Genomic DNA, 26,956 nt, shown 5'->3' on the forward strand with positions numbered 1-26,956 from the left:
GATTATGCGTGGTGCACTGGCGCGCACCGAGCCTCTGACCGCATCCGGCACCGTCCGGGCCGCCGTCGTCCTGGGAGAGGTGCGTCGAAAGAGTGCGTCGACGGGTTGCCGGACGCATCGTCCCGCGCTGACGGCCCGGCGAAATAGCATGTGCGGCGTGCGGTATGTCGTGATCGCCGGGGTTGCCGCCGCCGTGGCCGCCCTGCTCGGGCTCGGACAGGTCGCCGTGGCGGAGATCGCCGGCATCACCACGCTCGACGGTGAGTTCGTGGCCGGGAACGAACGTGTGGCGGGTGTGCAGGTCACCTTGGTCGCCTGGTACTGCGCAGTGGCGGTTCCGCTGGCCGTCGCGAGCGTGACCGGACGGCGTGACGCCGCCCAGGGGATGCCGTTGACAGCCGTCCCCGCCGCTGCTGCCGGGACTCTCGCGGCCCTTCCGCTTCTGGCCGGGCTCAGCGGCGATTTCCTGCGGGCCGAGGTGATCTCCGCGGCTGGGGCGGGCATCCTGCTCGGGGCCGCCGGTGCCTTGGCCGTGGCGGCGGTTCCGGTCATCGGGCGAGGGCTGGCCGCCTACGTCGTCCTCCAGTGGGCGGCCGGTCTCGCGTTCACCGCGGCGGCACCCCGCAGCGTGGTCTACGCGGGCATGGTGGAACTGCTCGGGGTGGATTCTCTCGCCGAGATGCGGCCCGGGATGCCGGACCTTCCGGAGAACCTCGGCTATCACCTGCCGGGCATGCTCCCGGTCGTGGTCGCGACGGTGGTGCTCACCGGTGTCGTCGCGGGCATGGCCGCCCACCGCACGCATGCCTGGGCTCCGGCCACCGCGTCGGCATTGGCCGGTCCGCTGCTCGCGGCGGCCGTTTACCGGCTCCCCTCCGAACAGGCGCAGCTGTGGAACGGCGCCGCGAGCGTGGCCGTGCTCACCGTGGCGGTCTGCTGTATTCCGGTGGCGGCCGTCACCGCGGCCGCCTTCCGGCTCGGACGCTCGTGACCGCGAACGACCGCCCGTCCCGCGTTGCGGTCCGCGTCGGCGGCCACCAGCGCTAGCTGGACGGCCCCCACGGGTACAACCGATCCATGCGAATCGCTTTGCGGAATAGATCGTTCCGTTCTGGTATCATGAGAACAGAACGATCCGTTCCGTTGAGGAGGGCGTCATGGGTGGTGCCGGTGAGATTCGGCCGTTCCGGATCGAGGTTCCGGAGGCGGAGCTGGATGATCTGCGGGAGCGGCTGGCGCGTACGCGGTGGGGGGCCGCGGTTCCCGGCGAGCCGTGGGAGCGCGGGGTCCCCGCCGAGTACCTGCGGGAGCTCGCCGAGTACTGGCGGACCTCCTACGACTGGCGCGCGCACGAGGCCGAGCTGAACAAGATCCCGCAGTTCATCACCGAGATCGACGGGCAGCCGATCCACTTCCTGCACGTCCGCTCGCCGGAGCCGGACGCGCTGCCGCTGCTGCTCGTCCACGGCTGGCCCGGGTCGGTCGTCGAGTTCCTCGACATGATCGGCCCGCTCACCGATCCCCGCGCGCACGGTGGCGACCCCGCCGACGCTTTCCACGTCGTCATCCCGTCCATGCCGGGGTTCGGGTTCTCCGGGCCGACCCGGGAGGCGGGCTGGAGCACCGACCGCGTCGCCCGCGCGCTGGCCGAGCTGATGGGCCGGCTGGGCTACGAGCGGTACGGGACGCAGGGCGGCGACATGGGCGCGTTCGTCGCGCCGGAGCTGGGCCGCATCGACGCGGGACGCGTCGCCGGGGTGCACGTGAACGCCGCGACCTACGGGTTCATCCCGTACGGCGAGGTGTCCGACGAGGAGAAGGCCGGGCTGGACGAGCGGGAGCTCGCGCGGCTGGAGCGGCTCGCGAACTGGACGGCGGACGGCAGCGCCTACTTCCAGATCCAGGCGACCCGGCCGCAGACCCTGGCCTACGGGCTGACCGACTCCCCCGCCGGGCAGCTCGCGTGGATCGTGGAGAAGTTCAAGGAGTGGACGTACCCCTCCGACGCTCTGCCCGAGGCCGCGATCGACCGGGACCGGATGCTCACCGACGTCATGCTCTACTGGCTCACCGACACCATCGGATCGGCCGCCAACATGTACTACGAGAACATGCACGCCGCCGGCGGCTGGGACACCGCGCCGCCGACCACCCCGACCGGGGTCGCCGCGTTCGCCGAGGACATCGCGATCCGCCGGTACGCCGAGCAGGGCAACAACATCGTCCACTGGTCCGACTTCGACGAGGGCGGCCACTTCGCGGCGATGGAGCGGCCCGATCTGCTCACCGGCGACGTCCGGGAGTTCTTCCGCCCGCTGCGCTGACGGGCCCGCAACCGGATGACCGCCCGGCGGGACGGGCGGTCATCCGGGCTCTCCGGCCCCCTCGTCGATCAGACGGCTCCTCGGATCCGTCCTAACTCGCGGAGACGTGCGGGAACGAGTGGTGCTCATGGGTGACGACCCAGCGGCCGTCCTGCTTGCGCAGGCCGAGGGTCAGGCGCAGCCGGTTGTCCGGGTCGGTCTCGAACTCCTCCTTGGTGCCGCACCGCAGCAGGGCGTAGGCGAAGGCGACGTCATCGCCCGCGATCACGTCCAGCGACTCGATCTCGAAGGCGGCGCCTTGGGCCTGCCACTCGAAGAAGGGCGGCCACGTCCGGCGGTAGTCGTCCAGGCCGCGCACTCCCTCGTAGGGCGGCGGGACGTCGAACATGACGATGTCCTCGGCGTGGTCCCGCAGGACCTGGTCCATGTCGCCGACGTGGACCGCCTCGGCCCAGCGTTCGATAAGAGCGCGGATCTGCTCCTGGTCGGTCTGCATTGTCGTGTCCTTCCGGCTCGATATGTCCGTCAGGACTACAACCCGGGCCGGGCCGCGAAATCATCGCGGCGGGCCGGCCAGTTCCATGGGTAGGCCGAACAGGGAGAAGTCGGCGTCCAAGAAGGACACGACCTCGGAGATCCGGGTGCCGCGCAGCACGAGCAGGTCCAGGCCCATCGGGACGTACGACGCTCTGGCCTCGTCCCACATGTAGGTGCCGAAGGCGAGCTGCCCGTTCGCCTGCGCCGGCAGGAAACGCCAGCGCCCGGTCAGCGGGCCCTCGACCAGGAAGGCGCGGATGCCCGCGTGCCCCTCGTACCAGGCGGCCAGCGGCGGCATCGAGTACCTGGCGTCCTCGGTGAGCATCGCCACGATGGAGTCGACGTCCCGCGCCTCCCACGCCGCCATGTACCGGCGGACGACGTCCCGCTGCGCGGCCTCCCCGATCGTGTCCAGCGTCCGCTGCTGGCCGGTGCGGGGGACGGCCTTCCGCGCCCGCTGCAACGCGCTGTTGACCGCGGCCGTCGTCGTGTCCAGGACGTCGGCGGCCTCGCGGGCGCGGTATCCGAGCACATCGCAGAGCAGCAGGGCGGCCCGCTGAACGGCGGACAGGTGCTGCAGAGCGGCGACGAACGCGATCTCCACGCTCTCCCGCGCGAGGACGCGGGCCTCCGGATCGAGGTCGTCCGTCCAGGCCATCCACCGCCCGGGGTACGGCTCCACCCAGGCCGTCTCGACCGCCGGGGCGCCCGCCGGGCTCATGTCGGTGGGCAGCTCCCGCCGCCCGCGCCGCTCGATCAGCGTCAGCGCCCGGTTCGTCGCGATCCTGTAGAGCCAGGGCCGGATCGATCCGCGCGCCTCGTAGCCGCCCAGGCTCCGCCATGCCCGGTCGAGGGCGTCCTGGACGGCGTCCTCGGCGTCGTGGACGGAGGCGAGCATCCGGTAGCAGTGCGCCCGCAGCTCGTCCCGGAAGGGCTCGACGAGGCGGCCGAACGCCTCCCGGTCCCCACCCTGGGCGGCCAGCACCAGTTCGGCCTCGGCAGTCGGTTCCCCCCGGTCCATGGCACGAGTATGGCCGACCGGACGGCTTTCCCCAGGCTGATCGCCGCCTCCATCGGCCGGCCGCGGCGGTGCCGGGTCAGAGCCAGCCGAGTTCGGTGGGCTGGGGGAAGCCGCGGTGCCAGACGCCCCAGGCGGTGAGCGCGACGAACGCGGGCGCGAACGCGGGGATCAGAGTGCCTCCGAGGTGGTGCCGCGTGCGCAGGCCCCAAACGGTGAAGGCCGCGGCGACGAGCAGGCCCATCAAGGCGGTGCCGCCTTCGAGGGAGTTGGTGGTCCAGGTGACGGCGACGACGAGGGCGAGGACCAGCGCCGTGAGCGGCGGCGGGGCCGGGCGGCGGGCGAGGGTGCGGGCGATGGCGGCGACGACGAGGGCGGCTCCGGCGTACCAGATGTAGTGGCCGGCGACCTCGTCCCACAGGTGGACGACGGCGATCCCGGGGGTGTCGTTGCCGACGGAGTTGGCGGCGAGGTGGATGCCGTGCCCCTCGACGTAGGTGATGGCGCCGACGAGGTAGAGGACCCAGCCGCGGTGGTCGGCCCGGCCGGCGTGGAGCGCGGCGGCGGCGGTGAGCAGGACGGCGTAGGGGGTGAGGACGTCGGCCCAGTCGGCCCAGCGGGTGTCGCCGACCGTGCCGAGCCAGGCGAGGCCGAATCCGATGTGGTGGGTGAGGCCGTAGGCGAGGGCGCAGGCGGCGAGCCAGCGCCGCGCGCGCCGGTCGGCATCGGTGGGCACGGCCGTAGTCGAGGTCATGCATCTCCCGTTTCGATGGGTGACCATCATGGCGGAAAACGGGAACTGCCCGTGATCAAGCGGCGGGACCCTTGTGTTAGCCCACAGCTCGGACGAGTGTTTGCGTAAACATTTGAGGCGTCATTCGGCGCTCTTCACGTGGGTCGGCGCTTAGGAAAGCCCTACGACTTCCGGGGCGCGGTCTTGACAGCGTTCGTGTTATCGCTCACATTCTTGCGGGAGAGATCGGTGTGGTTCCGCCCCAACGCACCACTGGGAGACCCCGCATGCCCGGAATCCTGTCCCGCGTCATCGCGATACTCGCCACCGCCTGCCTCCTCGCCGCGTCCTGGACGGGGATCGCCGCCGCGGCGGACCCGTTCACCGGGTACCTCATGGCGCACTTCACCGGAGAGTCGGCGAACGGCGAGCAGATCTACCTCGCCCACAGCGACGACGGCCTGCACTGGACCGACCTGAACAACGGCTCGCCCGTCCTCGTCTCCACGGTCGGCACGCGGGCGTCCGCGACCCCGTCGTCGTCCGCTCCCCCGCGGGCGACCGGTACTGGATCATCGCGACGGACCTGCGGATCGCCTCCGGCACCTCCTGGGACGACGCCGCGAACCGGGGCAGCACCTCGATCGTGGTCTGGGAGTCCGGTGACCTGGTGAACTGGTCGTCGCCGCGGCTGCTCAACGTGGCGGGCGCCATCCCGGGGGCCGGCAACGCCTGGGCGCCGGAGGCGATCTACGACTCCGCGGCCGGGGGCTACGTCCTCTACTGGGCGACGAACTCCACGGTGAACGGGATCAGGAAGCACCGCATCTGGTACTCGCGCACCACGGACTTCCGCACGGTCACCGCGCCGCAGATCTACATCGACCGCCCGGGGACCCAGGGGCTCATCGACACCCAGATCATCGAGGTGCCGGACCGGACCGGCGGGTGGCGGTACTACCGGGCCTCCGGGGACGGCCAGCTCACCATCGAGGCGTCCGACTCGATCCTCGGCTCGTGGACGCGGCTCGGGGACCTGTCGCACCTGGGCCTCACCGGCGGCGACGTCGAGGGGCCGATGTGGGCGAAGTTCAACGACCGCGACGAGTGGACGCTGTGGCTCGATCAGTACGCCACCGGCCGCGGCTACATGCCGCTGACGTCGTCCAACCTCGGCAGCACGCGCGACTTCGTGCGGCCCGGCGGCTACGACCTGGGCGGTACGCGCAAGCGCCACGGCTTCGTGCTGAACCTGACCGCCGCCGAGGAGACCCGCGTGACCGGGCGGTGGCAGAGCACTCCGCCGAGCCGGCTGCAGTCGTACAACTTCCCGGACCGCTACGTCCGGCACGCCGACTTCGACGTCCGCATCGACGCGAACGTGAGCCCGGCCCAGGACGCCCGGTTCCGGCTGGTGCCCGGCCTCGCCGCCCCCTCCGGGCACGTCTCCTTCGAATCGGTCAACTTCCCCGGGTACTACCTGCGGCACTACGGGTTCGACTTCGTCCTCGCGAGGGACGACGGCTCGGGCACCTTCGCCGCGGACGCCACGTTCCGCCGCGTCCCCGGCCTGGCCGACGCGTCGGCTGCGTCGTTCCAGTCGTACAACTACCCCGACCGGTACATCAGGCACTACGACTACCTGCTCCGCCTCGACCCGATCGGCGACGCCGTGGCCAGGAGCGACGCCACCTTCCGCGTGACCGGCTGACGCCGGGGGGCCGAATGCAGAGGGGACCACGCCGGTCGCGGCGTGGTCCCCGGAAGCAAGGCGGGGTCAGCAGAGCCCGCGCGGCTTGGAGGTCCTGCAGTGGTTGGCGCGGAACTTGTTGGTCCGGCTGCCGCTGTTGTCGAGCAGGTCGTACGGCGCGTTGCCGAGGACGCGGTTGGCCTCGACGACGTTGAAGCGGGCCGGCCGGTTCTGCGGCGGGACCCCGCGGAACAGGACGATGCCGCCGGAGTAGGGCAGCCTGCCGCGGTTGTACGTCACCTCGTTCTTCTTGATGCTGTTGTGGTCGCCGCCGAAGAGCAGGATGCCGGTGCCCTTCAGCGCCGGGACCGGGCCGTACGGCCGGCAGTTCCGGTTGTTCTTCGAGATCTTGTTCTTCCAGAGCGCGTTGTGGCCCTGCCCGCCGGGCTGGCCGTCGTCCACCAGCAGGACCCCGGCGCAGTTGCCGACGAACGTGTTGCCGTGGGCCTTGACGTTGCGGGCGTGCCGGATCAGCAGCCCCATCGCGTTGCCCGAGGCGTGGTTGTCCGCGACGACCGTGCCGTGCGCGTTGGCGATGTCCCCGACGTACAGGCCCGCGTGCTCACCCGAGTGCTGCACCCAGTTGTGGACGAAACGGCCGCGGGTGGAGTTGAACTCCGCGATGCCGTATTCGCCGTTCCACTTGGCCAGGACGTGCTCCACCGTGAGCCGGTCGGTGTGGAGGCCGAGCACGCCGGTCTCCTTGAAGCGCTGGACGCTGAGCTTCTTGACGGTCACGTTCCGGACCGGGTGCCCCGCGCGGCCGATCACGCAGATGCCCATTCCCGGCTGCCCGGCCTTGGCGCAGTAGTCCTTGCGGCCAGGGCGCAGCACGGTCTTGTTGCCCGCGCCGCGGATCGTCAGCGGCTTGCGGACGAGGACTCCCCCGTCGTAGCGCCCCGCCTTGAGCTGGATGACGTCGCCGGGCCGAGCCTTGTTGACGGCCTTTTGGATCGAGCGCCCCGGCTTCACCACGTGAATCCGCGCGCCCGTGGCCGCGTGACCGGCCGGCATGAAGGCCGCGAACGCGACCGCCGTGCCGAGCGAGACCGCGAGAGTCCGCCTCATCCCTTTTCCCCCGTTTCTAATGCTGCCGACTGGAAATCGCCCGCCCACTGTCGTGGCCGGGCAATTCTTCGCCCATCCTGGACCGCCCAGGTGATGCGATGGGGGCGGGAAAGGTAAACGGCCGGGAATCGGCCGCGATTTTGCCGTCCCTTTCGGGAGCGCAGACGGCTTCGGGGAAACCCGCCGGACAACCGGCGGCCGCGGTCGGGCGTCTCAGCGGAAGCGCGAACGTCCATTCGGGGCGAGCAGGACCACCAGGACGTACGCCGCCGCGAGCATCGAAATAAACAAAAAGAGCATCACCGGAGACGGCCCGCCCAATGGGGCGCGCAAAGGTCCCGTGAATGCCGCGGCTCCGAGCACGATCCAGAGCGCCTCGTACACGACGGCCCCCGTGTGCACGCCCCGGCGGCCGGAGGGGAGCCGCGCGGCGAGCACCAGCCCGGGCACGGCGAGCAGCAGCAGGGGCAGCGAGAAGAGCACCGGGATCAGCAGGTAGGGCGCGGTGCCGTCGCCGGGGACGCCGTGCACCGACACCCACAGTGCGACCCCGGCGTTCGGCAGCAGCCACGCGAGACCGGACAGCACGGCCTGCGCCCAGAGCACCCCGTGCGCCGCGCCCAGGGCGCCCGGCAGGGACCGCTGATCGACGTTCATGACGACCAGGGTGCCCCGGGATCACGCCGGGCACATGAGTACAAGTACTCAGCGCCGCCGGCGCGACTACGCAGCCGTGGTCTTGCGGGACGCCTTGGGGCGCGCGTTGAGGGCCGACAGGAGCACTCCGCCGAGGCCCTTGGCGGAGGCGCCCAGGAAGGTCGCCCAGTCGAAGTAGTCGCGCCAGAGGGTGATGTGGTCGTCCTCGACCTTGAAGGTGCCGCAGACCCAGAACTCGGCGCGCCAGGCGCCGGCCTCCAGCACGTCGGTGCGCTCGGTCAGCACGATGGGGCCGTTGGCGGCGATGTTGTGGATGCGGGCCTCGAAGCCGCTGCCGTAGCGGGACATGGCGCGGAGCGTCTTCTCGACGGCGGCCAGGCCCCGGGCCGGAGGCAGCGGGACGTTCTGGTAGACGATCCCGGGCGCGGCGTAGCTCAGGGCCCGGTCGATGTCGAGGTCTTCGAGGGCGGACAGGAATCCGGTGACGATCTTGGTCTCGCTCATGGAGGTTCCTCCGAGGTCGATGGACCAACCGTAGCCCTGTGCCGGCCCCGCCGCCGACCGCCCGCGGCTCGGGGTGAGAAAAGTGATATCACTCTGATAGGTTGCTGATAACACCCCAAAAGAGGAGAGACTGGATGGCCGAAGAGACGACCAAGGTGGAGATGCCGCGCCCGAAGATCACCGAGCGTCCGGCGGCGGACCGCAGCGGCTGGACGCTGCTGGGCCTGGCGGTCGTGCTGATCGCCCTGGGGGCCGCGGCGGCCGCCGCGGGGGCGCTCGCCGGCGGGGCCGGCGCCATTGCGGGCGGGATCACCGCCGGTTCACTGCTCCTGGTGGCCGGGCTGGTCGTCGCGGCCGGCCTGACGCCGGTGGCGCCCAACGAGGCCCGGGTGCTGCAGCTGCTCGGACGCTACAAGGGCACGGTGCGCAACGACGGCCTGCGCTGGGTCAACCCGCTGACCATGCGGCAGAAGGTGTCGACGCGGATCCGCAACCACGAGACCGGGCTCGCCAAGGTCAACGACCTGGACGGCAACCCGATCGAGATCTCGGCCGTGGTGGTGTGGCAGGTCGCCGACACCGCGCGGGCCGTGTTCGAGGTCGACGACTTCGTGGAGTTCGTCGCGTTCCAGACGGAGGCGGCCGTCCGGCACATCGCGGGCAGCTTCCCCTACGACGACGCCGAGCGGACCTCGCTGCGCGACAACGCCGACGAGATCACCGCGAAGCTGTCGGAGGAGCTGTCCGAGCGGGTCGCGTCCGCCGGCGTCGAGATCATCGAGTCGCGGATCACCGGGCTGGCGTACGCGCCGGAGATCGCGCAGGCGATGCTGCGCCGCCAGCAGGCCGGCGCGGTCGTCGCGGCGCGGCAGCGGATCGTGGAGGGCGCGGTCGGCATGGTGCAGCTCGCCCTCGACCGGCTGGAGGAGGACCACGTCATCGAGCTGGACGAGGAGCGCAAGGCCGCGATGGTCAGCAACCTGCTGGTCGTGCTGTGCGCCGACCGCGACGCCCAGCCGGTGGTGAACTCCGGCAGCCTCTACCAGTGACCCCGGGCCCACGTGACTGAACGCAAGAAGATCCTGCTGCGGCTCGATCCCGCCGTGCACGACGCCCTGGCCCGGTGGGCGGCGGACGAGCTGCGCAGCACCAACGCCCAGATCGAGTTCCTGCTGCGGCGGGCGCTCGCCGACGCGGGGCGGATGCCGGCGTCGGCGAGCGGGATGCGCGGGCCCGGACGGCCCCGCAAGGCGGCACGGGACGCGGGCCGCGGGAACACCGGCGACGGAGACGCCGCCGCGGACGCGGAAGGCCCGCCGCACGGCGGGGACGGGGATTGAGATGGTCAAGGTTCCAGAATCGCTGCCGGCCCGGATGTACCTGCTGGCCTACGACCTCCGGAAGCAGCGGATGAGCAAGGGCCGCGCGCAACTCGGCCACGTGCTGCGCGGGGCGGCCCTGACCGAGCTGTACCTCGACGGCCGGCTCGGCGACGAGCGCCGCAAGCCCGTCCCGGGCACGCCGGGCGACGACCCGTACGGCGTGCTCGCGCAGATCGCGGGGTCGCGGCCCAGGTCGTGGCAGTACTGGGTGCGCAAGGACGGCAAAGAGCTGGTGGACAGGGTCCGGGACGAGCTGGTCCGCGACGGGTGGATCCGCGTGCGGGAGCACCGGGTGCTGGGCCTGTTCCCCCGGCAGCAGGTCACCGTCAAGGACCCGCGGGTGGTGAAGCAGCTGTGGGGCGGGGCGTCGTCGGCGCTCCGGGGGCGGCCGGTCGCGCACGTCCACAGCTACGACGCGGCCGCGGTAGCGCTGGCCGCGGCGGGCGAGCTGACGACCGTCCTGCCCCGCGCGGACCGGCGGCGCCACAAGCGGCGCATCCGGGAGCTGACGGCCCGGACGGGCCCGGCGCCGGCGGCGGTCCGCAGGGTGATCGGCGAGCAGTACGCGGCCGACGGCGGCGGCTGAGCTACTCGATGACCAGCTCCACCGGGACGTTGCCCCGGGTGGCGTTCGAGTACGGGCAGACCTGGTGCGCGCGCTCCACCAGCTCGCGCCCGTTCTCCAGGTCGTCGGGCAGTTCCACGCGCAGCACGACGGTCAGCCCGAAGCCGCTCTCGACGTCGCCGCCGATGCCGACCTCGGCGGTGACGGAGACGTCCCGGACGTCCTGGCGGGTGCCGCGGGCCACCGCGCCGAGCGCGGAGGCGAAGCAGGCGGCGTAGCCGGCGGCGAACAGCTGCTCGGGGTTGGTCCCCTCGCCGCTGCCGCCCATCTCGCGCGGCACGGCGAGGGACAGGTCGAGGCGGCCGTCGGAGCTGACGGCCTTGCCGTCCCGCCCGTTGGCGGTGGCCACGGCGGTGTAGTGGACGTCCATGGGCGCCCCTTTCAGTTGTTGACAATTGAGTTGGACACAATCAACATACCGCAGCCGCCGGGTGCCGCCGCAAGGGCCAACAGAGTCCGACATGTTTATGCGTGTCCGAAAGGGCACGAATCAGTGGGACGCACATTGGACGGAGATGACGTGGAGATCAGCCTCGACCTCCTGCTCCCGCGGGACGCGGCGAGCGTCCCGGCCACCCGGAGGCTGCTGGACGCGGCGCTCAGGGCCCTCGGCGTGGAGGAGCAGATCCGGGACGACATCGAGGTGATGCTCACCGAGGCGTGCACGAACGTCATCAAGCACGCCGAGAACGGCGCGGACTACACCGTGCGGGCGACCATCCAGGACTCGCGCTGCCTGATCAAAGTGATTGACTCCGGGACGGGCTTCGACACCGGCGTGCTGCCGCGCCCCGGTCCCGCCGACGAGCAGGGCCGCGGCCTGATGATCATGAGCATGCTGGCCGACGACGTCCGCTTCCGCTCGTTCATGCACGACGGGGCCCTCGTGTCGCTGGAGAAGAACCTGCGGTACGGCAAGGACAGCCTCGGCGGGCTGCTCACGGCCGGGAACGGGACCCCGCTCCCGACGCGAGCCGATCCGGAGGCGGACGGCCTCACCGCCCGCCTGTTCGACCTGGCGCGCAGCGGCGACACCGTCCGGCTCGCCGGCTTCATCGACGCGGGGGCGCCGCCGAACCTGGCCGACGAGAAGGGCGACACGCTGCTCATGCTCGCCGCCCGGCACGGGCACCCCGACACCGTCCGGGCGCTCGCGGCGCGCGGCGCCGACCCCGAGCGCGCCAACGACCGGGGGCAGCGGCCCCTCGCCGGCGCGGTGGCCGGGAAGGAGGGCGGGGTGGTGCGGGCCCTGCTGGACGCGGGCGCCGACCCGCACGCGGGCTCGCCCTCGGCCGTCGACACGGCGCGCCGCTTCGGCCGCACCGAGTTCCTCGCCCTGTTCGACGAGACCGCTCCCCCGCCCGTGTGACCCGCGCGCCCGTGCGACCCGGCGCGTGTGACCAGGCGCGTGCGACCCCGCGGGTGCGCCCGGTCCGAGCGTCCGCTCAAAAGGCCCCGTCGGAGGCCAGCTCGCCCTTGGCGGCCCCGCCCGCCTGCCCGTTCTTGTCCTCGATGACCACGCGGTGGTGCCAGTAGGGCGGCGCGATGCCCTCCTCGCGGATCACCCGGTGCAGCCGCTTGAGGAACTCGTGCTTGATGCGGAACTGGTCGCCGAACTCCGAGGACCGCAGGATCACGTGGAAGCCGACCGTGGCGTCGTTGAAGTCGTTGAACCGGACGAAGATGTCGCAGTCGGCCACCCCGCCCTGGACTTCCTTCATCACGTCGTGCCCGACCTCGATGAGCAGCTCCTCGAACCGGTCCAGGTCCACCTCGTAGGCCACCTTCGCGTACACCAGGATCGACATGTCCTGCGCGGGCCGGTGGTAGTTGGTGAGGATCGTGTCGGAGAACCTCATGTTCGGGATGACTTCGATGTTGTCGGACAGCGTCCGGATCGTGGTGTTGCGCCAGTTGATGTCGACGACGTAACCCTCCTGGCCGGTGGCCAGCTTGATGTAGTCGCCGGGCTCGATCGTCTTGGCCGCCAGGACGTGCACGCCCGCGAACAGGTTGGCGAGGGTGTCCTGGAGGGCGAGCGCGACCGCGAGGCCGCCGACGCCCAGGGCGCCGAGCAGCGGCGTGATCGACACCCCGAGGCTCTGCAGCATCACGAGGATGCCGACGCCGAGGACGACCACGCGGGTGATGTTGGCGAAGATCGTCACATTGCCGGCGACGCCCTGCCTGGCCAGCGCGACCGAGCTGACACCGCCGGCGATCAGCCGCGCCAGCGCCAGCGTGACCACGAAGATGGCCACCGCCGTGAGCACCTTCGCGGTGACGTCGAGCGTGCCGCGCGGGAGCTGCACGACCTTCGCGGCGACCCAGAGGCCGAGCAGGACCGAGAGGGGCACCGCGAGGTCCTTGATCAGCCGGGCCGCGAGGTCGTCCCAGGTGGCCCTGGTGTCGCCGGCCCGCTTGAACAGCCGGCCGGTCAGCAGCCGCAGCACGACGGCGACCGCCAGTGCGGACGCCAGCACGACCCCGGCTGCGATGACCCGTTCCCAGCTCACATCACCCATGACGCGTGCATCTCTCCCTTCGCGCGGGCATGGCGAACTCGCCCGTCAGATCCCGTTATGCCGCTTTGCGCGCCCTCGATCGTATAGAAGACCCGGAGCGTGCGAGGCACATCACGGACTCCGGAGGCGGGCGCGACCCCCGGGACGATTACGCTTGATCAGATGGTAGGCGTGGGAATGATGCGCCGGCTGGGGGTCACGGCGCTGGGACTGCGGAACGGCCCCCACCGCGTCACGGTCGAGCGCGATCTCGAGGTCCCCGCGGGCGACGGCGTCACCCTCCTGGCCGACCGGTACTCCCCGACGGACGTCGAGCGGGCGCCCACCGTCCTCGTCCGGTCCCCCTACGGGCGGCGCGGCCCCTTTGGGCTCATGTGCGGGCAGGCGTTCGCGTCGCACGGGTTCCAGGCCGTCGTGCAGAGCGTCCGCGGCGGCTTCGGGTCCGGCGGCGTCTTCGAGGCGCTGGACGAGCGGGAGGACGGCCTCGCCACCATCGAGTGGCTGAAGTCGCAGCCGTGGTTCGGCGGGACGTTCGCGATGCACGGCCCGAGCTACCTCGGCTACGTGCAGTGGGCCGTCGCCGCGGAGGCGGGCCCCGAGCTGCGCGCCCTGTCGATGCAGGTCACCGCCTCGACGTTCCGCGACGCCGTGAACGTCGGCGGAACGTTCGCGCTGGAGTCGACGCTCATCTGGGTGGACCTCACCGCGCGGATGAAGAGCTCGCTGTCCGGGATCACGACCGGGATCATGTCGCCGCGCCGCGCCCGCCGCGCCACCCTGTCCGGCCGCCCGATCGCCGAGCTCGACCGGCTCGCGACGGGCGAGCAGCAGCGGTTCTTCCAGGAGCTCCTCGTCAACGGCCCCGACACCTCGTTCTGGGACAAGCGCGACTTCAGCCCCACCGTCTCACGGGTGACGGCCCCGGCGAACATGACCGGCGGGTGGTACGACATCTTCCTGCCGTGGCAGCTGCGGGACTACGCCGCGCTCCGCGCCGCGGGACGGCGCCCGTACCTGACCATCGGGCCGTGGTTCCACGCCGACCAGCGGATGATGCGCGGCTCGGTCGGCGAGTCGATCGCCTGGTTCCGCGCGCACCTGCTGGACGACCCGTCCGAGCTGCGGGAGCAGCCCGTCCGGCTGTACATCACGGGCGCGGGCGAGTGGCGCGAGTTCCCCGACTGGCCGGTCCCCGGCATGCGGGAGGAGCGCTGGCACCTGCAGCCCGCGGGCGCCCTCGCGCCGGACGAGCCGCCCGGGTCCGAACCGGACGCCTACCGGTACGACCCGAACCACCCGACGCCGTTCCTCGGCGGCCCCACGCTGCTCGGGGAGACCCGCCCGTCCACGGACCAGCGGCGCCTGGAGCGCCGCCGGGACGTGCTGACCTACACCTCGGCCGTCCTCGACGACGACCTGGAGATCATCGGCCCGGTCACCGCCGACCTGTACATCCGCTCGAACCGCGAGCACACCGACTTCGTGGTCCGGCTGTGCGACGTCACCCCCGACGGCGAGTCGCTGAACCTGTGCGAGGGCATGCGGCGCCTCGTCGCGGGCGAACCGCTGCCGGACGCCGACGGCGTCCGGCACGTGGCCATCGAGCTGTGGCCGGCCGGGCACCGGTTCCGCCGCGGGCACCGCGTCCGGGTGCAGGTCGCGAGCGGCGCCTACCCGCGCGTCGCCCGCAACCCGGGCACCGGCGCGCCGATCGGCACCGCCACCGACATGCTCACCGCCGACCAGGAGATCTTCCACTCCCCGGCCCACCCCTCGACGATCAACCTCCCGGTCGTCCGCCCGTAGGGGTCACCGGGCGCGCAGGGCCTCCAGGGCCTTGTCGGCGTGGGTGTTCATGCGGATCTCGCTCTTGACGACCGCCAGGACGCGGCGGTCGGTGTCGATGACGAAGGTCTGGCGCCTGGTGGGCAGGAGGGCGATGCCGCGCTTGACGCCGAAGCGCTCGCGGACGCGGCCGTCCGGATCGGACAGCAGCGGGTACCCGAGGGTGTTCCGGTCGGCGAACTCCTTCTGCTTGGCGACGGGGTCGGCGCTGATGCCGACCGGGTGGGCGCCGGCCTCGGCGAGTTCGGCGGCCACGTCGCGGAAGTGGCACGCCTCGGCGGTGCAGCCGGGGGTCATCGCGGCCGGGTAGAAGAACAGCACCACCGGGCCCTTCTCCAGGAGACCGGTCAGCGTGCGCGGCTCGCCCGTCTCGTCGGGCAGCTCGAAGTCGTCAACGACGTCACCGACGTTCATGGGACGAATCTACCGCCCCCGGACCTACCGGCCAGGCGGGTCGAGGAGGCCCGCGATGTCGCGGGGCGTCCAGGCGCCGCGGGCGCCGGGACGTCCGGCCAGGTAGGACGCGGCGCGGTCGGCGGACCAGCCGTGCGCCTCGCGCAGCCCGCTGCCGAGCATGGTCAGGTAGGGGGCGGTCGGCGCGTTCGGCGGGGCCGGTTCCGGCGCGGTGAACGTGAGCATGGGCCGGCCCGCGCACTCCCCGACCTTGAGGACGGTCTCGTACCGGCCGGGGCCGACGCGCTGCCGGCCGCGGGTGACGGCCTCCGACAGGTCGTGGTCGGCGCCCACGCCGCGGTGCATCTCCTGGGACATGACGTCGCAGAACTGGCGGTGGGTCAGCAGGTAGGCGCGGGCGGCGGCGCGGCCGGGCAGGTCCGGGTCGTAGAAGGCCATCCCGCCGCCCCAGGTCCGCGAGTCGTGCGCGAAGTAGATGCCGCCGGGCACGGTGATCGCCCGCTCGGCGCGGGCCGGCCGGGGATCGCGGCAGCCGGCCTGGCGGCGCGCGCCGCCGCGCGGGCGGCCGCCGGTGAGGTAGCAGCGGAACCTCTCCCCGAAGAGGTTCGAGCCGTAGGCCACGTACCAGATCGGTTCGTCGTCCATCCTGTCCAGTATTCCAGCAGGTGGGGGGTGTTCCCGCGGGGTCCGGACGGCGGGGAGCGCCGATTCGCGACGTTTGACGAGGAGTCCGGGCGGTTATAGAACCTTTCGAGCAGGTGTCTACGACGCAGATACCTCCGAGCTTCCCCTGTGATGTCCCGGAGGATCCGTATGCACCGCCAGCTTCACATCGCGCTCGTGTCCGCCTCCGACCTTGACGGCGAACACCTGCAGTCAATCCATGTTCGGGACCTCGCCCGTTCGCTGACCCGTCCGCTCACCGCCGACGGCGAGCCGAACCAGGTCACGGTCTACACGCGGCGGCAGGACCCCGCCGCCCGCGGCCGGATCCGGCTCGCGCCGGGCGCCGCGCTCGTCAACCTGGACGCCGGGCCTGCCCGCCCGCTCCCCGACGACGAGCTGCTCAAGCACGTCCGCGACTTCGCCGACGAACTGCGCCGCCGCTGGTCGGGCGCGGGCCGGCCGGACATCGTCCACGCGCACGGCTGGATCGGCGGCCTCGCCGCCTGCGCCGTCGCCCGCGAGCTGGACATCCCCTTCGCGCAGAGCTACCACGGCGTCGCCGCCACCGAGCGCCGCGCCGGCACGCCGGTGCACCCCCACCGCGACCGCCTGGAGAAGGCCATCGGCCGCGGCGCGGACCTGGTGCTCGCCGGGCACGCCGAGGAGGCCACCGCGCTGGTGCGGATGGGCATCCCCCGCCCGGCCGTCTCCGTCGTCCCCTACGGCGTGGACGGCGACCTGTTCTCGCAGGTCGGCCCCTCGATGCCGCGCGGCGACCGGCGCCGCCTCGTGATGGTCTGCGACGACCTGGAGGCCGGGGACGTCGCGACCGCCCTGCGGGCCCTGGTGCACGTCCCGCAAGCCGAGCTGGCCATCGCCGGCGGCCCCGCCCGCGAGGACCTTGACCACGACCCCGCCGTGCACCGGCTGACGCTGCTGGCCAAGGAGCTGCACGTCGCCGACCGCGTGATCTTCCTGGGCAGGATGCCCCGCAAGTCGGTGCCGAAGCTGCTGCGGACCGCGAGCCTCGCCCTCTGCCTCACCCCCCGCCAGCCCTGCCCCTCGACACCGCTGGAGGCCATGGCCTGCGGCGTCCCCGTCGTGACCGCCCCGGCGGGCGCGAGCGCCGACGAGGTCCTCGACCGGATCACCGGCCTGCACGTCCCCGCGGGGCGGCCGGTCGTGATCGGCCGCGCGATCCGGCGGCTGCTGTCCGAGGAGACCACGCTGCACGGCTACTCCATCGCCGCCGCCGACCGCGCCCGCTCCCGCTACTCGCTGGAGCGGATCGCCGCCGAGACGCTCCGCGCCTACCTGAAGGTGCTGCCCGTCCCCGAGCCCGAGCCGGTTCCCGAGCCGGCCGCCGAGGACGCGGCGGAGCGCGAGACCGACCGAACCCCCGCCCTGGTCGGCTAACGCCCCGCCCGCACGGGCCCCGGATCCCCCGCCGGATCCGGGGCCCGTTCATGTCCCGCCGGTGGGATACTGGGCCGGATGACCGGAGGGGACGGCCCGATGCTGATCGGCAGGGCGGCCGAGTTCGCGGAGCTGACCGCCGCGCTGGAGCGGGCCGCCGGTGGCGGCGCCGGCCTCGTGCTGGTCAGCGGCGACGCCGGGGTCGGCAAGACGCACCTGGTGTCCGCGCTCACCCGCGCCGCCCGCGACCGGGGGTGCGCCGTCCTCGTCGGGCAGTGCGCCGAGCTGGGCGAGACCATGCCCTACCTCCCGCTCACCGACGCGCTGTGGGCCGCCGCGCACGGCGGCGGGCCGGAGGCGGAGGAGGTCCGCGCCGCGGTCGCCGCCCGTCCCGTGCTGGGCGGGCTGCTGCCCGACGGCGGCGGCGACCCGGAGGCGGCGTCCGAGCTGGGCCAGCAGCGGCTCTTCGGGGCCGTGCTCGGGCTGCTCGGCGAGCTCGGGGCCGAGCGGCCCGTCCTCCTCGTGCTGGAGGACCTGCACTGGGCCGACCGGTCGACCCGGCATCTGCTGACGTTCCTCGGCCGCGTCCTCCAGCGTGAGCGGGTGTGCCTCGTCGGCACCTACCGGTCGGACGACCTGCACCGGCGCCATCCGCTGCGGCCGGTGGTGGCGGAGCTGCTGCGGCTGCCGAACGCGACCGGCGTCCAGGTGCCCGCGTTCGGGCCGGGCGAGACCGCCGAGTACCTCGCCGAGCTGTCCCGCGGGTCCGCGCCGGTGGACGGGGAGGTCGCCGCGCGGGTGCACCGCCGGTCGGAGGGCAACCCCTTCTACGCCGCCGAGCTGTACTCCGCCGGGCTCGGCTCAGCCGGCGCGGAGTCCGCGGGGCTCCCGTCCGGGCTCGCCGACCTGCTGCTGTCGCGGGTGGACCGGCTGTCGGAGGCCGGGCGGCGGGTCGTGCGGGTCGCCGCGGTGGCCGGGCGCCGCATCGACGACGAGCTCGTCCGGCGCGTGTCCGGGCTGGACGAGACCGCGGCGGGCGGGGCGCTGCGGGAGGTCGTCTCGCACCAGCTGCTCGTCCCGTCCGGGGACGGGTACACGTTCCGGCACGCGCTGCTGCGCGAAGCCGTCTACGCCGACCTGCTGCCGGGCGAGCGGACCCGGCTGCACGCCGCGTTCGCGCGGCTGCTCGCCGACCGGCCGGACGGGACGCGCGGCCCCGCCGCGGAGCTGGCCCACCACAGCCTCGCCGCCCACGACCTGCCCGCCGCGTTCGCCGCCTCGGTCCGGGCCGCGCGGGACGCCGGGCGCCTCGGCGCGCCCGCCGAGGCGTTCGAGCACTACGAGCGGGCGCTGGAGCTGTGGGAGGCGGTCCCCCGCCCGGAGGACGCCGCCGGGACCGACCGGGTGCGGCTGGCGCTGGACGCCGCGCGGGCCGCCGCGGAGGCCGGCGACCTGCGGCGCGCCGTGCACCGGCTGCGGCGGCTGCTGGAGGTGGCCGATCCCGCGGACGCGCGGCTCGGCTGCCGGATCCGCGAGCAGCTCGCCACCCACCTCGGAGAGCTCGACGACTACGGCCCGTCCGTGGCCGTGGCGCGGGAGGCGGTCGCGATGCTGCCCGCCGACCCGCCGACGGTCGAGCGCGCCGAGGCCCTCGCCACCTACGCGCGGATACTCCTCTACCGGGACGACGACGGCGAGATGCCGGGCGTGGCGGAGCGGGCCATCGCGGACGCGCGGGCCGCCGGGGCCACGGGCGCCGAGGCGAGCCTGCTGGTGACGCTCGGCATCTTCCGCGAGGCGGGCGAAGCCGACCCGGACGTCGCGGAGGTGTTCGCGCGGGCCCGCGACCTGTCCGCCGCCGACGGGGGGAGCCCGCTGGTGGCGGGGCGCGCCGCGTTCCACTACGCCCGCACCAAGTTCGACCGCGGCGACCTCGCGGGCGCGACGCGCGCCGCCGAGGAGGGCGTGAAGTACGCCCTGGAGAACGGCCTCGGCTGGAGCACCTTCGGGGTCGTCCTGCGGTCCCTGCGGTACCTGATCCACTACACGGCGGGGAACTGGGCGGAGGCGAACCGGCTCGCCGAGGACTTCGCGGTGCAGGTCGTCCGGCCGCTGGAGGCGCAGATCTCCGCGTACGGGCTGTTCGTCGAGGTCGCGCAGGGCAGTCCGCGCGCGGACGAGCGGCTCCGCTGGATCACCCCGCTGCTGGACGAGGACCTCTTCCTCAACTACCTCGCCCGGGGCCTCGCCGCCGAGCACGCGCTGTGGCGCGGCGATCCGGAGACGGCCACCGAGCACCTCGACAAGATCCTCAGCACCATCTACGGCACCTCGGTCGGCGTCATCCGGCCCGCCGCGGCGGGACTGCAGGCGCAGGCCGAGATCGCGGCGCGCGCCCGCGCCGCCGGCGACGAAGCCGCCGCGCGGAAGGCGGCCGAGACCGCGGACGACCTGCTCGCCCGGGTCCGGCAGGCCGTCGCGTACACGACCAACGGGCGGCGCCGCGCCTGGATGGGCCTCGAAGCGCACGCGTGGCTGGCCCGCGCGGAGGCGGAGCGGCGCCGGGTGGACGGCGTCCACGACGTGGACCTGTGGCGGAAGGCCGCCGACCTGTTCACCTACGGCGAGCCGGACGGCGGGTTCGTCTACGAGGTGGCGCGGTCGCGGTGGCGGCTCGCCGAGGCCCTCGCCGAGCACGGCGACCGGGACGGCGCCGCCGTGCAGTGGCGGTCCGCGGCGGGCATCGCCGAGCGGCTCGGGGCCGCGCCGCTGCTCGCCGCGCTGCGCGACCTCGGCACCCGCGCCCGGCTGGGCTCCGCGCGTCCCGCGCCCGCGGCGCCCGGCCCGCTGGGCGCGCTGACCGCGCGGGAGCGGGAGGTGCTGAAGCTGGTCGCGGAGGGCCGCAACAACCGGGAGATCGCCGCGGCGCTGTTCATCTCGCCCAAGACCGCGAGCGTGCACGTGTCCAACATCCTCGCCAAGCTGAACGTGACGAGCCGCACGCAGGCCGCCGCCGTGGCCCACCGCGAAGGCATCTGACCCCCGGCGGACCTAGAGGAGTCCGCGGCCGGGGATCAGGGGCAGGTCCAGGGCCGTCAAGAGGCCCGGAGGCGCCTCGACCACGGCGGGTACGGCGTTCACCAGCCGCATCGCCGTCGCCTTCAGGCCGGCGGTGTTGTGGTCGCCGTCGGTGCCGAGGAGCCGCAGGTCCACGGTGTAGTTCGGCTCGCCGCGGACCTCGACCCGGTAGCAGCCGGCGCCCGCCGGCTGCGGCCAGTCGGGGGCGAGGTCGTCGCGGAGCCGCGTGACGTGCTCCAGGACGACGACGGCCTCGCCGCCGCGCATCCCGCGGACCTCGAACCGCAGGGCCGCCGCCGTGCCCTTCGCGATCGTCCCGGCGGCGACGGCGAGGGTCTCGGGGGCGGGCAGCCGGGTGTGCCACTCGGCGACCTCGTCCAGCTCCACGCCGAGCCCGGCGGCGATCTGCCGGACGACGCTGCCCCACGCCATCGTCAGGACGCCCGGCTGCAGGAGCATGGGCGTCTCGTCGAGGGACCCGCCGAAGCCCATGATGTCGAACAGGACCGTGCCCTGGTCGTAGGTGGCGTAGTTGAGGATCTCCATGCAGCGGACCTGGTCGATGCGCTCGCTGATGCCGGTCACGGCGAGCGGGAGCACGTCGTTGGCGAACCCCGGGTCGATGCCGTTGACGAAGATCGACGCCCCGCCCGCGGCGGCGGCCTCGCGCACCGGATCGGACATCTCGGGCGGGACGACGCCGTCCGGGAACTGCAGGAACACCGGGCTGCTGGACACGACGTTGACCCCGGCCCGCAGGATGCGGCACAGGTCGTCGATCGCCTCCGCCAGCCGCACGTCGGCCATCGAGGTGTAGACGACGCAGTCGGGCCGCAGCGCGAGCAGCGCGTCCTCATCGCCGGTCGCGGTGACGCCGAGGTCGCGGCCGAGACCGGCGAGCTCCCCCGCGTCCCTGCCGACCTTCGCCGGGTTGGACACCCACACGCCCGCGAGTTCGAGGTCGGGCCGGGCGTCGATGCCGGCGATCGCGTGCCGGCCGACGTTGCCGGTGCTCCATTGCACTACGCGGTACGTCACAGGTCCTCCAGGCCGAGGTCGAGGTTGGGGGCCTCGATGCCGCCGTCCACCCGCAGGAGGGCGCCGGTGACGTAGGCCGAGGCGGGCGAGGCGAGGTACAGGACGGCGGCGGCGATGTCCTCGGGGGCGCCGACGCGGCCGAGCGGCGTCTTGCGCTCCATCTCGGTGCGCAGCTCGTCGCTGGTCATGACGACGTCGAGCGCGGACGTCGCGACGGAGCCGACGGCGATCGCGTTGACGCGGACGCGCGGCGCCAGGTCGAACGAGGCGAGCCGGGTGTAGTGGGCGAGGGCCGCCTTGGCGCTGCCGTAGGCGAGGTATCCGCGCCCGGCGATCCGCCCGATCACCGAGGAGATGTTGACGACGCTGCCCGCGCCCGACTCCAGCAGGTGCGGGACGGCCGCGCGGGTGAGCGCGTGCGTGGTACTCACATTGAACTGGAACGCGTTCTCAAGATGCCGCGGCTTGGTGTTCATGAAAGGGGCCGGCATCGCGCCGCCCATGTTGTTCACCACGATGTCGAGGCGGCCGAGACCCTCGGCCGCCCGGTCCGCCAGCTCGGCCGCGGCATCCGGCTCGCTGAGGTCCGCCGGCACGACCAGCGCCCGCCGCCCCGCCGCCTCGATCTCGGCCGCGACCTTGCGGAGCTGGTCCTCCGTCCGAGAGGAGATCACCACGTCGGCGCCCGCCTGGGCGAGCGCCACCGCCGCCGCGGCGCCGATGCCGCGCCCGGCACCGGTCACCACCGCGACCTTGCCGTCGATACGGAACCGATCCAGGATCACCGCGCCACCTCCGGGCCGTCAGCCGTGCCGCACAGCCTACGCAGGAGGTAGAACGTGTTTCAATATCTCCGCCGGTCGCTCCTCATGGAAGCGGGACGTTGTAGGACATCAGGGCGGCGGAGTCCCCCGACATCCGCAGCTCGGTGAGCGCGCAGTTGCGCACCTGCGGGAACACCGCGCGGTACGCGGACGGCGCGATGCCCAGCAGCCCGCACAGCGTCAGCCGCAGCAGGGTGTTGTGGGTGACGACCAGGACCCGCTCGCCGCGGTGGCGGGCGGCGACGCGCCGCAGCGCGGTCATGCCGCGCTCGACGGCCTTGCGGGGGTCCTCCGATCCGGGGAACGCCCCGCCGACCGGGTCCGCCAGGAACGCCTCCACGTCGGCGGGCGGCATCTCGGCGAACGTGCGGCCCTCCGCGGCGCCGAAGTCGACCTCCGCGAGATCGCCGTCGACCGTGACGGGGAGCCCGAGGGCGGACGCGGCGGGCGCCGCCGTCTCCCGGCACCGGGTGAGCGGCGAGGCCCACACGGCGGCCGGCCCCGTCCCGGCCGCCCACCGGCCGAGCCGTTCGGCCTGCTCGCGGCCGGTCGCGGTGAGCGCGACGTCGCTCACCCCCGCGTACCGGTGCTCCGCGTGCCACTCGGTCCGGCCGTGCCGGACGACGTAGAGGGTGGTGTCCAAAACGCTGCTACCCCCGGCTCTCATGCGGTGTCCGCCTTGTCCGAGGGTAGCCAGCCGCGGCCCCTGCCCGAGCCAGCTTCGGCGTCGTTGCCGCCGGACGTCAGCGTCGCTGCCGCTGCGCGGCCAGGGCGTCCCAGTCGGTGAGCCAGTTGCGGCCCTCGTCGTCGATGAACGAGCCCGGCGGCGGGGTCACCCGGTGCTCCCGCAGCCATTCGCCGGGGCGGCGCATCGCGGGGCGCAGGCCGCCGTCGCTCGGCATGAGCTGCGGCGGGATCGGCGCCGGCATCGACTGCGGGGCCGACTCGGCGGCCACCTCGGCGAGGTCCTTCTCCTCCGCCATCCCGATCGGTCCCTGGCGGCGGGCGTTGAAGAACTGGTTCACGGCCGGGTGCGTGCTGGACAGCACCATCTCCCGCGGCCCGAACATCACCAGGCCGCGGCGGAACAGCAGGCCGAGGTTGTCCGGCAGCACGCGGGCGGTCCCGATGTCGTGCGTGACGATCAGGAACGTCGCGCCGAGCTGGGTGTTCAGGTCCACGAACAGCTGGTTGAGGTAGGCGGTGCGGACGGGGTCGAGGCCGGAGTCCGGCTCGTCGGCAAGGATGATCTCGGGGTCGAGGACGAGCGCGCGGGCCAGGCCGGCGCGCTTCTTCATCCCGCCGGAGATCTCGCCGGGCAGCTTCCGCTCCGAGCCGGACAGGCCGACCATCTCCATCTTCTCCAGCACGATGCGCCGGATCTCGGACTCGCCCTTCTTGGTGTGCTCGCGCAGCGGGAACGCGATGTTGTCGTAGAGGTTCATCGAGCCGAACAGGGCGCCGTCCTGGAACAGCACCCCGAACTGGCGGCGCAGCGCGTACAGGTCGCTCTCGCGCAGCCGCGGGACGTCGCCGCCGCCCACGTAGATGTGGCCGCGGTCGGGGCGCAGCAGCCCGACGAGGTTCTTGAGGAACACCGACTTACCGGTCCCGGACGGCCCGAGCAGGGCGGAGATCTCGCCCGCCGGGATGGTGAGGGAGACGTCCTCCCAGATGACCTGCCGCCCGAACGACTTCCTGAGCCCTTCCACCCGGATCTCGACACCCATGCGCACTCCCGTGCGGGGAACCGGGGACGGGGGATCCGCGTCTTACGTCCGGCCCCCGTCGCCCCGACTGTACGTCGGGCCCGGCCGTCCGGGGAGGCCCAGTGGACGGACAGTCCATCATTCGATCGGGCAAAAGGGACTGTCCTCCCCGTTGAAACGCCACGGATCTCGCACCCATTGTGACAATGCGTGCCCGACCGATTAGTCACTTTGTTGCCTTACGCGGGTGTTCAGGTTTCTTCCAGCATGTGCGGTGACCTCCGGCGCGCCAATCCGGGTGCGCCCAATCCCCCCTGGAGGCACAGTGAAAATCCGTCCATCCCGTTTCGGCGGCGCCGCCGCCGTCACCGTGGCCGCGTCCGGGCTGGTGGCGACCGCACTCGTCGGCGCTCCCGGCGCGAACGCGTCCCACGGCACGGCCGCCGCCCCCGCCGCCGCCACCTCGGACACCGGCGCGGTGGCCGCGAAGCTGGCGGGCGAACTGGGCTCCCGCAGCGCGGGCGCCTACCTCGACCAGTCCACCCGCGACCTCGTGGTTACGGTCACCGACGCGAAGGCGGCACAGGCCGTGCGGGCCGCCGGGGCCGTCCCGAAGACCGTCGCGCGCAGCGGCGCCGACCTGCAGAAGGTCATGGCGTCGCTCAAGCGCGACGCCGCCGTCCCGGGCACCGCCTGGGCCGTCGACCCCGCCGCCAACCAGGTCGTCCTGACCATGGACAGCACGGTCAAGGGCGCCGGGCTGAAGAAGGTACGCAGCGCCGCCGCCGAGCACGGCGCGGCGGTCCGCACCGACCGCGTGGCCGGGAAGTTCCGGATGTTCGCGCTGGGCGGCGACCCCATCTTCGCCGGCGGCTCACGCTGCTCGCTGGGCTTCAACGTCACGAACGGAAGCGAGTACTTCTTCCTGACGGCGGGGCACTGCACCGAGGTGGGCGGCACCTGGACGGACTCGTCCGGGACGGTGCTCGGCACCAACGACGGCAGCAGCTTCCCCGGCAACGACTACGGCATCGTCAAGTACTCCTCCACCCCCGAGGACACGCAGGGCGGCGTCAGGGTGGCCGGCGGGTTCCACGACATCACCGACGCGGGGACCCCCACGGTCGGGCAGACCGTGACCCGCAGCGGCAGCACCACCGGCGTCCACAGCGGGCAGGTCACCGCGCTCAACCAGACGGTGAACTACGCCGAGGGCAGCGTCAGCGGCCTGATCCGGACGACGGTCTGCGCGGAGCCGGGCGACAGCGGCGGCCCGCTGTTCTCCGGGTCCACCGCGCTCGGCCTGACCTCCGGCGGCAGTGGCAACTGCTCGTCCGGCGGCACCACGTTCTTCCAGCCCGTGACCGAGCCGCTCTCGGCCTACGGGGTGGACGTCTACTGACCGGACGCTGACCCGAACGTCAGCCGACCCCGTCCGCCCTGCTCACCGCAGGGTCACCGCGGCCCGCCGGAGCTCCCAGGCGGCGGGACGCACGCGCCGGCTCCGGTTCCCCCCGGCGGGGGGCCGGAGCCGGTTCGCGTCCGCTCTTGATCCACAACATGAAGGCGTTTCACGGTCTGACCACGGGGGCCATTGTCAGGATGCCAACCACATCGTCCTGAATTGGTCACTATCTGCGTCTTACATCCGCATTGACGGTTCTTACACCATGTCGGGGACCTCCGGCGCACCACAAGGGTGCGCCTGACCCCCCGCTGGAGGCACAAGTGAAGATCCGTAACACGCGCGCCGGCGTCATCGCCGTCACCACGGCGACGTCCGCAGTGGTGGCCGCCACCCTGGCCACCGCACCCGCCGCGTTCGCGGCCCCCGCCGCACCCGCCGCTCCCGCCGACCACGGCGCCGTCGCGTCGGCGCTGGCGAGCAAGCTCGGCGCCCAGACCGCCGGCTCGTTCATCGAGGCCGGCAAGCTGGTCGTCACCGTGACCGACGCCGACGCCGCGCAGACCGTGCGGGCCGCCGGCGCCGTCCCGAAGACCGTCGCGCGCAGCGGCGCCGAGCTGAACCGGGTCATGGACGCGCTCAAGCGCGACGCCACCGTCCCGGGCACCGCATGGGCCGTCGACGCGGACTCCAACCAGGTCCTGCTCACGATGGACAGCAGCGTCAAGGGCGCCGCGCTCGCCAAGGTGCGGGCCGCCGCGGCCAAGCACGGCGCGGCCGTCCGGACCGAGCGCGTCGCCGGGACGTTCAAGAAGTTCACGCTCGGCGGCGAGGCCATCCGCACCGGCGGCTCCCGCTGCTCGCTGGGCTTCAACGCCCGCAGCGGCAGCACGTACTACTTCGTGACCGCCGGGCACTGCACCAACATCGGGTCCACCTGGACCGACGGCTCCGGCCGCGTGCTCGGCACCCGGTACGCCAGCAGCTTCCCCGGCAACGACTACGGCGTGGTGCGCTACACCTCCACGCCGACCGACACGCGCGGCGCCGTCAGCCTCTACGGCAGCGGCACCCGCGACATCACGAGCGCGGGCAACGCCACGGTCGGGCAGACCGTGTACCGCAGCGGCAGCACCACCGGCTACCACAGCGGCCGGGTCACCGCGCTCAACCAGACGGTGAACTACGCCCAGGGCAGCGTCTACGGCATGATCCGCACCACGGTGTGCGCGGAGCCGGGCGACAGCGGCGGCTCCCTGTTCGCCGGATCCACCGCGCTCGGCCTGACCTCCGGCGGCAGCGGCAACTGCAGCTGGGGCGGGACGACGTTCTTCCAGCCCGTCACCGAGGTGCTCAACCGCTACGGCCTGAGCGTCTACTGACCGGCATCCGCCGGCCGGCCGCAGGCCGGCACCAGTGATGAATGAGGCGGGCCGCC

At 73.0% G+C, this 26,956-nt stretch carries 27 protein-coding genes; 13 read left to right on the plus strand and 14 right to left on the minus strand.

Annotated features, from left to right (window positions below):
• The first annotated feature begins 4 nt into the window (after positions 1–4).
• Together E1266_RS04660 and E1266_RS04665 are read left to right on the plus strand one after the other, a co-directional pair.
• On the plus strand, positions 5–991 hold the full coding sequence (locus E1266_RS04660; protein WP_132044058.1) for a hypothetical protein: 987 nt from the start codon (positions 5–7) through the stop codon (positions 989–991).
• A 166-nt stretch (positions 992–1,157) separates the two neighbouring features.
• Positions 1,158–2,324 carry an epoxide hydrolase family protein gene (locus E1266_RS04665; protein WP_132044060.1) on the plus strand — a complete coding sequence of 389 codons (1,167 nt, stop codon included), beginning with the start codon at positions 1,158–1,160 and terminating at the stop codon, positions 2,322–2,324.
• Between the two features lie 91 nt (positions 2,325–2,415).
• On the opposite strand, the gene E1266_RS04670 is transcribed toward E1266_RS04665, so the two are convergent.
• From E1266_RS04670 to E1266_RS04680, 3 genes are all read right to left on the minus strand, one after another.
• Positions 2,416–2,820, minus strand: coding sequence for an SgcJ/EcaC family oxidoreductase (locus E1266_RS04670; RefSeq protein WP_132044061.1), 405 nt, complete (start codon positions 2,818–2,820; stop codon positions 2,416–2,418).
• Between the two features lie 60 nt (positions 2,821–2,880).
• A complete protein-coding gene (locus E1266_RS04675; RefSeq protein ID WP_132044063.1) occupies positions 2,881–3,882 on the minus strand; it encodes a sigma-70 family RNA polymerase sigma factor in 1,002 nt (333 codons plus the stop codon).
• A gap of 76 nt (positions 3,883–3,958) precedes the next feature.
• Positions 3,959–4,633: a hypothetical protein gene (locus E1266_RS04680; protein WP_132044065.1), complete on the minus strand. Its 675-nt coding sequence runs from the start codon at positions 4,631–4,633 to the stop codon at positions 3,959–3,961.
• Positions 4,634–4,899: 266 nt separating this feature from the next.
• Between E1266_RS04680 and E1266_RS38725 the strand changes: the two genes are divergently transcribed.
• Together E1266_RS38725 and E1266_RS04685 are read left to right on the plus strand one after the other, a co-directional pair.
• Positions 4,900–5,286 carry a hypothetical protein gene (locus E1266_RS38725; RefSeq protein ID WP_207945415.1) on the plus strand — a complete coding sequence of 129 codons (387 nt, stop codon included), beginning with the start codon at positions 4,900–4,902 and terminating at the stop codon, positions 5,284–5,286.
• Positions 5,259–6,323 carry a glycoside hydrolase family 43 protein gene (locus E1266_RS04685; protein WP_207945416.1) on the plus strand — a complete coding sequence of 355 codons (1,065 nt, stop codon included), beginning with the start codon at positions 5,259–5,261 and terminating at the stop codon, positions 6,321–6,323. The genes E1266_RS38725 and E1266_RS04685 overlap by 28 nt, the downstream gene beginning before the upstream one ends.
• A gap of 66 nt (positions 6,324–6,389) precedes the next feature.
• On the opposite strand, the gene E1266_RS04690 is transcribed toward E1266_RS04685, so the two are convergent.
• The 3 genes from E1266_RS04690 to E1266_RS04700 form a co-directional block, all read right to left on the minus strand.
• The gene (locus E1266_RS04690) at positions 6,390–7,430 is read right to left on the minus strand and encodes a right-handed parallel beta-helix repeat-containing protein (RefSeq protein WP_132044067.1); all 1,041 of its coding nucleotides are present in this window, start codon (positions 7,428–7,430) and stop codon (positions 6,390–6,392) included.
• 213 nt (positions 7,431–7,643) lie between these two features.
• Entirely contained in the window at positions 7,644–8,087 is a 444-nt protein-coding gene (locus E1266_RS04695; RefSeq protein WP_132044069.1) for a hypothetical protein, read from the minus strand.
• Between the two features lie 66 nt (positions 8,088–8,153).
• Complete coding sequence (locus E1266_RS04700; RefSeq protein ID WP_165965933.1) at positions 8,154–8,591, minus strand: limonene-1,2-epoxide hydrolase family protein; 438 nt, start codon at positions 8,589–8,591, stop codon at positions 8,154–8,156.
• Between the two features lie 134 nt (positions 8,592–8,725).
• Here E1266_RS04700 and E1266_RS04705 point away from each other — a divergent pair, with 134 nt between their 5' ends.
• From E1266_RS04705 to E1266_RS04715, 3 genes are read left to right on the plus strand one after another with little or no spacing between them, the layout of a single operon-like run.
• Positions 8,726–9,640, plus strand: a complete 915-nt coding sequence (locus E1266_RS04705) for an SPFH domain-containing protein (RefSeq protein WP_132044071.1) — start codon at positions 8,726–8,728, stop codon at positions 9,638–9,640.
• A gap of 12 nt (positions 9,641–9,652) precedes the next feature.
• Positions 9,653–9,931 (plus strand): hypothetical protein, encoded by a 279-nt coding sequence (locus E1266_RS04710; protein ID WP_207945421.1) that lies wholly within the window; start codon positions 9,653–9,655, stop codon positions 9,929–9,931.
• 1 nt (position 9,932) lies between these two features.
• Positions 9,933–10,559, plus strand: a complete 627-nt coding sequence (locus E1266_RS04715; RefSeq protein ID WP_132044073.1) for a GPP34 family phosphoprotein — start codon at positions 9,933–9,935, stop codon at positions 10,557–10,559.
• Between the two features lies 1 nt (position 10,560).
• On the opposite strand, the gene E1266_RS04720 is transcribed toward E1266_RS04715, so the two are convergent.
• On the minus strand, positions 10,561–10,968 hold the full coding sequence (locus E1266_RS04720; RefSeq protein WP_132044075.1) for an organic hydroperoxide resistance protein: 408 nt from the start codon (positions 10,966–10,968) through the stop codon (positions 10,561–10,563).
• A 150-nt stretch (positions 10,969–11,118) separates the two neighbouring features.
• Between E1266_RS04720 and E1266_RS39210 the strand changes: the two genes are divergently transcribed.
• Positions 11,119–11,967, plus strand: a complete 849-nt coding sequence (locus E1266_RS39210; protein ID WP_243718229.1) for an ATP-binding protein — start codon at positions 11,119–11,121, stop codon at positions 11,965–11,967.
• Between the two features lie 76 nt (positions 11,968–12,043).
• On the opposite strand, the gene E1266_RS04730 is transcribed toward E1266_RS39210, so the two are convergent.
• Positions 12,044–13,123, minus strand: a complete 1,080-nt coding sequence (locus E1266_RS04730; RefSeq protein WP_132044077.1) for a mechanosensitive ion channel family protein — start codon at positions 13,121–13,123, stop codon at positions 12,044–12,046.
• A gap of 162 nt (positions 13,124–13,285) precedes the next feature.
• Here E1266_RS04730 and E1266_RS04735 point away from each other — a divergent pair, with 162 nt between their 5' ends.
• Positions 13,286–14,929, plus strand: a complete 1,644-nt coding sequence (locus E1266_RS04735) for a CocE/NonD family hydrolase (RefSeq protein ID WP_132044078.1) — start codon at positions 13,286–13,288, stop codon at positions 14,927–14,929.
• Between the two features lie 3 nt (positions 14,930–14,932).
• Here E1266_RS04735 and E1266_RS04740 read toward each other — a convergent pair whose 3' ends face one another.
• Together E1266_RS04740 and E1266_RS04745 are read right to left on the minus strand one after the other, a co-directional pair.
• Complete coding sequence (locus tag E1266_RS04740) at positions 14,933–15,382, minus strand: peroxiredoxin (RefSeq protein WP_132044080.1); 450 nt, start codon at positions 15,380–15,382, stop codon at positions 14,933–14,935.
• Between the two features lie 24 nt (positions 15,383–15,406).
• Complete coding sequence (locus E1266_RS04745; RefSeq protein WP_132044082.1) at positions 15,407–16,027, minus strand: histone deacetylase; 621 nt, start codon at positions 16,025–16,027, stop codon at positions 15,407–15,409.
• 168 nt (positions 16,028–16,195) lie between these two features.
• Between E1266_RS04745 and E1266_RS04750 the strand changes: the two genes are divergently transcribed.
• Positions 16,196–17,464 carry a glycosyltransferase gene (locus E1266_RS04750; RefSeq protein ID WP_132044084.1) on the plus strand — a complete coding sequence of 423 codons (1,269 nt, stop codon included), beginning with the start codon at positions 16,196–16,198 and terminating at the stop codon, positions 17,462–17,464.
• 78 nt (positions 17,465–17,542) lie between these two features.
• Complete coding sequence (locus tag E1266_RS39815; RefSeq protein ID WP_279436301.1) at positions 17,543–20,503, plus strand: helix-turn-helix transcriptional regulator; 2,961 nt, start codon at positions 17,543–17,545, stop codon at positions 20,501–20,503.
• A gap of 12 nt (positions 20,504–20,515) precedes the next feature.
• On the opposite strand, the gene E1266_RS04760 is transcribed toward E1266_RS39815, so the two are convergent.
• The 4 genes from E1266_RS04760 to E1266_RS04775 form a co-directional block, all read right to left on the minus strand.
• Positions 20,516–21,580 (minus strand): diacylglycerol kinase, encoded by a 1,065-nt coding sequence (locus E1266_RS04760; protein ID WP_132044086.1) that lies wholly within the window; start codon positions 21,578–21,580, stop codon positions 20,516–20,518.
• Entirely contained in the window at positions 21,577–22,365 is a 789-nt protein-coding gene (locus E1266_RS04765; RefSeq protein ID WP_132044088.1) for an SDR family oxidoreductase, read from the minus strand. The genes E1266_RS04760 and E1266_RS04765 overlap by 4 nt, the downstream gene beginning before the upstream one ends.
• Positions 22,366–22,447: 82 nt before the next feature.
• The gene (locus E1266_RS04770) at positions 22,448–23,071 is read right to left on the minus strand and encodes a histidine phosphatase family protein (protein WP_243718230.1); all 624 of its coding nucleotides are present in this window, start codon (positions 23,069–23,071) and stop codon (positions 22,448–22,450) included.
• A gap of 76 nt (positions 23,072–23,147) precedes the next feature.
• On the minus strand, positions 23,148–24,134 hold the full coding sequence (locus E1266_RS04775) for an ABC transporter ATP-binding protein (RefSeq protein WP_132044090.1): 987 nt from the start codon (positions 24,132–24,134) through the stop codon (positions 23,148–23,150).
• A gap of 304 nt (positions 24,135–24,438) precedes the next feature.
• Here E1266_RS04775 and E1266_RS04780 point away from each other — a divergent pair, with 304 nt between their 5' ends.
• Both E1266_RS04780 and E1266_RS04785 read left to right on the plus strand, forming a co-directional pair.
• Positions 24,439–25,515, plus strand: coding sequence for a S1 family peptidase (locus tag E1266_RS04780; protein WP_132044092.1), 1,077 nt, complete (start codon positions 24,439–24,441; stop codon positions 25,513–25,515).
• Positions 25,516–25,841: 326 nt separating this feature from the next.
• Positions 25,842–26,900 (plus strand): S1 family peptidase, encoded by a 1,059-nt coding sequence (locus tag E1266_RS04785; RefSeq protein WP_243718231.1) that lies wholly within the window; start codon positions 25,842–25,844, stop codon positions 26,898–26,900.
• Positions 26,901–26,956 lie beyond the last annotated feature (56 nt).

It is taken from the genome of Actinomadura sp. 7K534 (genome assembly GCF_004348575.1).
GTDB classification, from domain to species: domain Bacteria; phylum Actinomycetota; class Actinomycetes; order Streptosporangiales; family Streptosporangiaceae; genus Spirillospora; species Spirillospora livida.

Bases quoted from the DNA above. Each gene is read 5' to 3' on its own strand.
- E1266_RS04660 (WP_132044058.1), top strand. From the start codon at position 5: ATGCGTGGTGCACTGGCGCGCACCGAGCCTCTGACCGCATCCGGCACC.
- E1266_RS04665 (WP_132044060.1), top strand. From the start codon at position 1,158: ATGGGTGGTGCCGGTGAGATTCGGCCGTTCCGGATCGAGGTTCCGGAG.
- E1266_RS04670 (WP_132044061.1), bottom strand. From the start codon at position 2,820: ATGCAGACCGACCAGGAGCAGATCCGCGCTCTTATCGAACGCTGGGCC.
- E1266_RS04675 (WP_132044063.1), bottom strand. From the start codon at position 3,882: ATGGACCGGGGGGAACCGACTGCCGAGGCCGAACTGGTGCTGGCCGCC.
- E1266_RS04680 (WP_132044065.1), bottom strand. From the start codon at position 4,633: ATGACCTCGACTACGGCCGTGCCCACCGATGCCGACCGGCGCGCGCGG.
- E1266_RS38725 (WP_207945415.1), top strand. From the start codon at position 4,900: ATGCCCGGAATCCTGTCCCGCGTCATCGCGATACTCGCCACCGCCTGC.
- E1266_RS04690 (WP_132044067.1), bottom strand. From the start codon at position 7,430: ATGAGGCGGACTCTCGCGGTCTCGCTCGGCACGGCGGTCGCGTTCGCG.
- E1266_RS04695 (WP_132044069.1), bottom strand. From the start codon at position 8,087: ATGAACGTCGATCAGCGGTCCCTGCCGGGCGCCCTGGGCGCGGCGCAC.
- E1266_RS04700 (WP_165965933.1), bottom strand. From the start codon at position 8,591: ATGAGCGAGACCAAGATCGTCACCGGATTCCTGTCCGCCCTCGAAGAC.
- E1266_RS04705 (WP_132044071.1), top strand. From the start codon at position 8,726: ATGGCCGAAGAGACGACCAAGGTGGAGATGCCGCGCCCGAAGATCACC.
- E1266_RS04715 (WP_132044073.1), top strand. From the start codon at position 9,933: ATGGTCAAGGTTCCAGAATCGCTGCCGGCCCGGATGTACCTGCTGGCC.
- E1266_RS04720 (WP_132044075.1), bottom strand. From the start codon at position 10,968: ATGGACGTCCACTACACCGCCGTGGCCACCGCCAACGGGCGGGACGGC.
- E1266_RS04730 (WP_132044077.1), bottom strand. From the start codon at position 13,123: ATGGGTGATGTGAGCTGGGAACGGGTCATCGCAGCCGGGGTCGTGCTG.
- E1266_RS04735 (WP_132044078.1), top strand. From the start codon at position 13,286: ATGGTAGGCGTGGGAATGATGCGCCGGCTGGGGGTCACGGCGCTGGGA.
- E1266_RS04740 (WP_132044080.1), bottom strand. From the start codon at position 15,382: ATGAACGTCGGTGACGTCGTTGACGACTTCGAGCTGCCCGACGAGACG.
- E1266_RS04745 (WP_132044082.1), bottom strand. From the start codon at position 16,027: ATGGACGACGAACCGATCTGGTACGTGGCCTACGGCTCGAACCTCTTC.
- E1266_RS04750 (WP_132044084.1), top strand. From the start codon at position 16,196: ATGCACCGCCAGCTTCACATCGCGCTCGTGTCCGCCTCCGACCTTGAC.
- E1266_RS39815 (WP_279436301.1), top strand. From the start codon at position 17,543: ATGACCGGAGGGGACGGCCCGATGCTGATCGGCAGGGCGGCCGAGTTC.
- E1266_RS04770 (WP_243718230.1), bottom strand. From the start codon at position 23,071: ATGAGAGCCGGGGGTAGCAGCGTTTTGGACACCACCCTCTACGTCGTC.
- E1266_RS04775 (WP_132044090.1), bottom strand. From the start codon at position 24,134: ATGGGTGTCGAGATCCGGGTGGAAGGGCTCAGGAAGTCGTTCGGGCGG.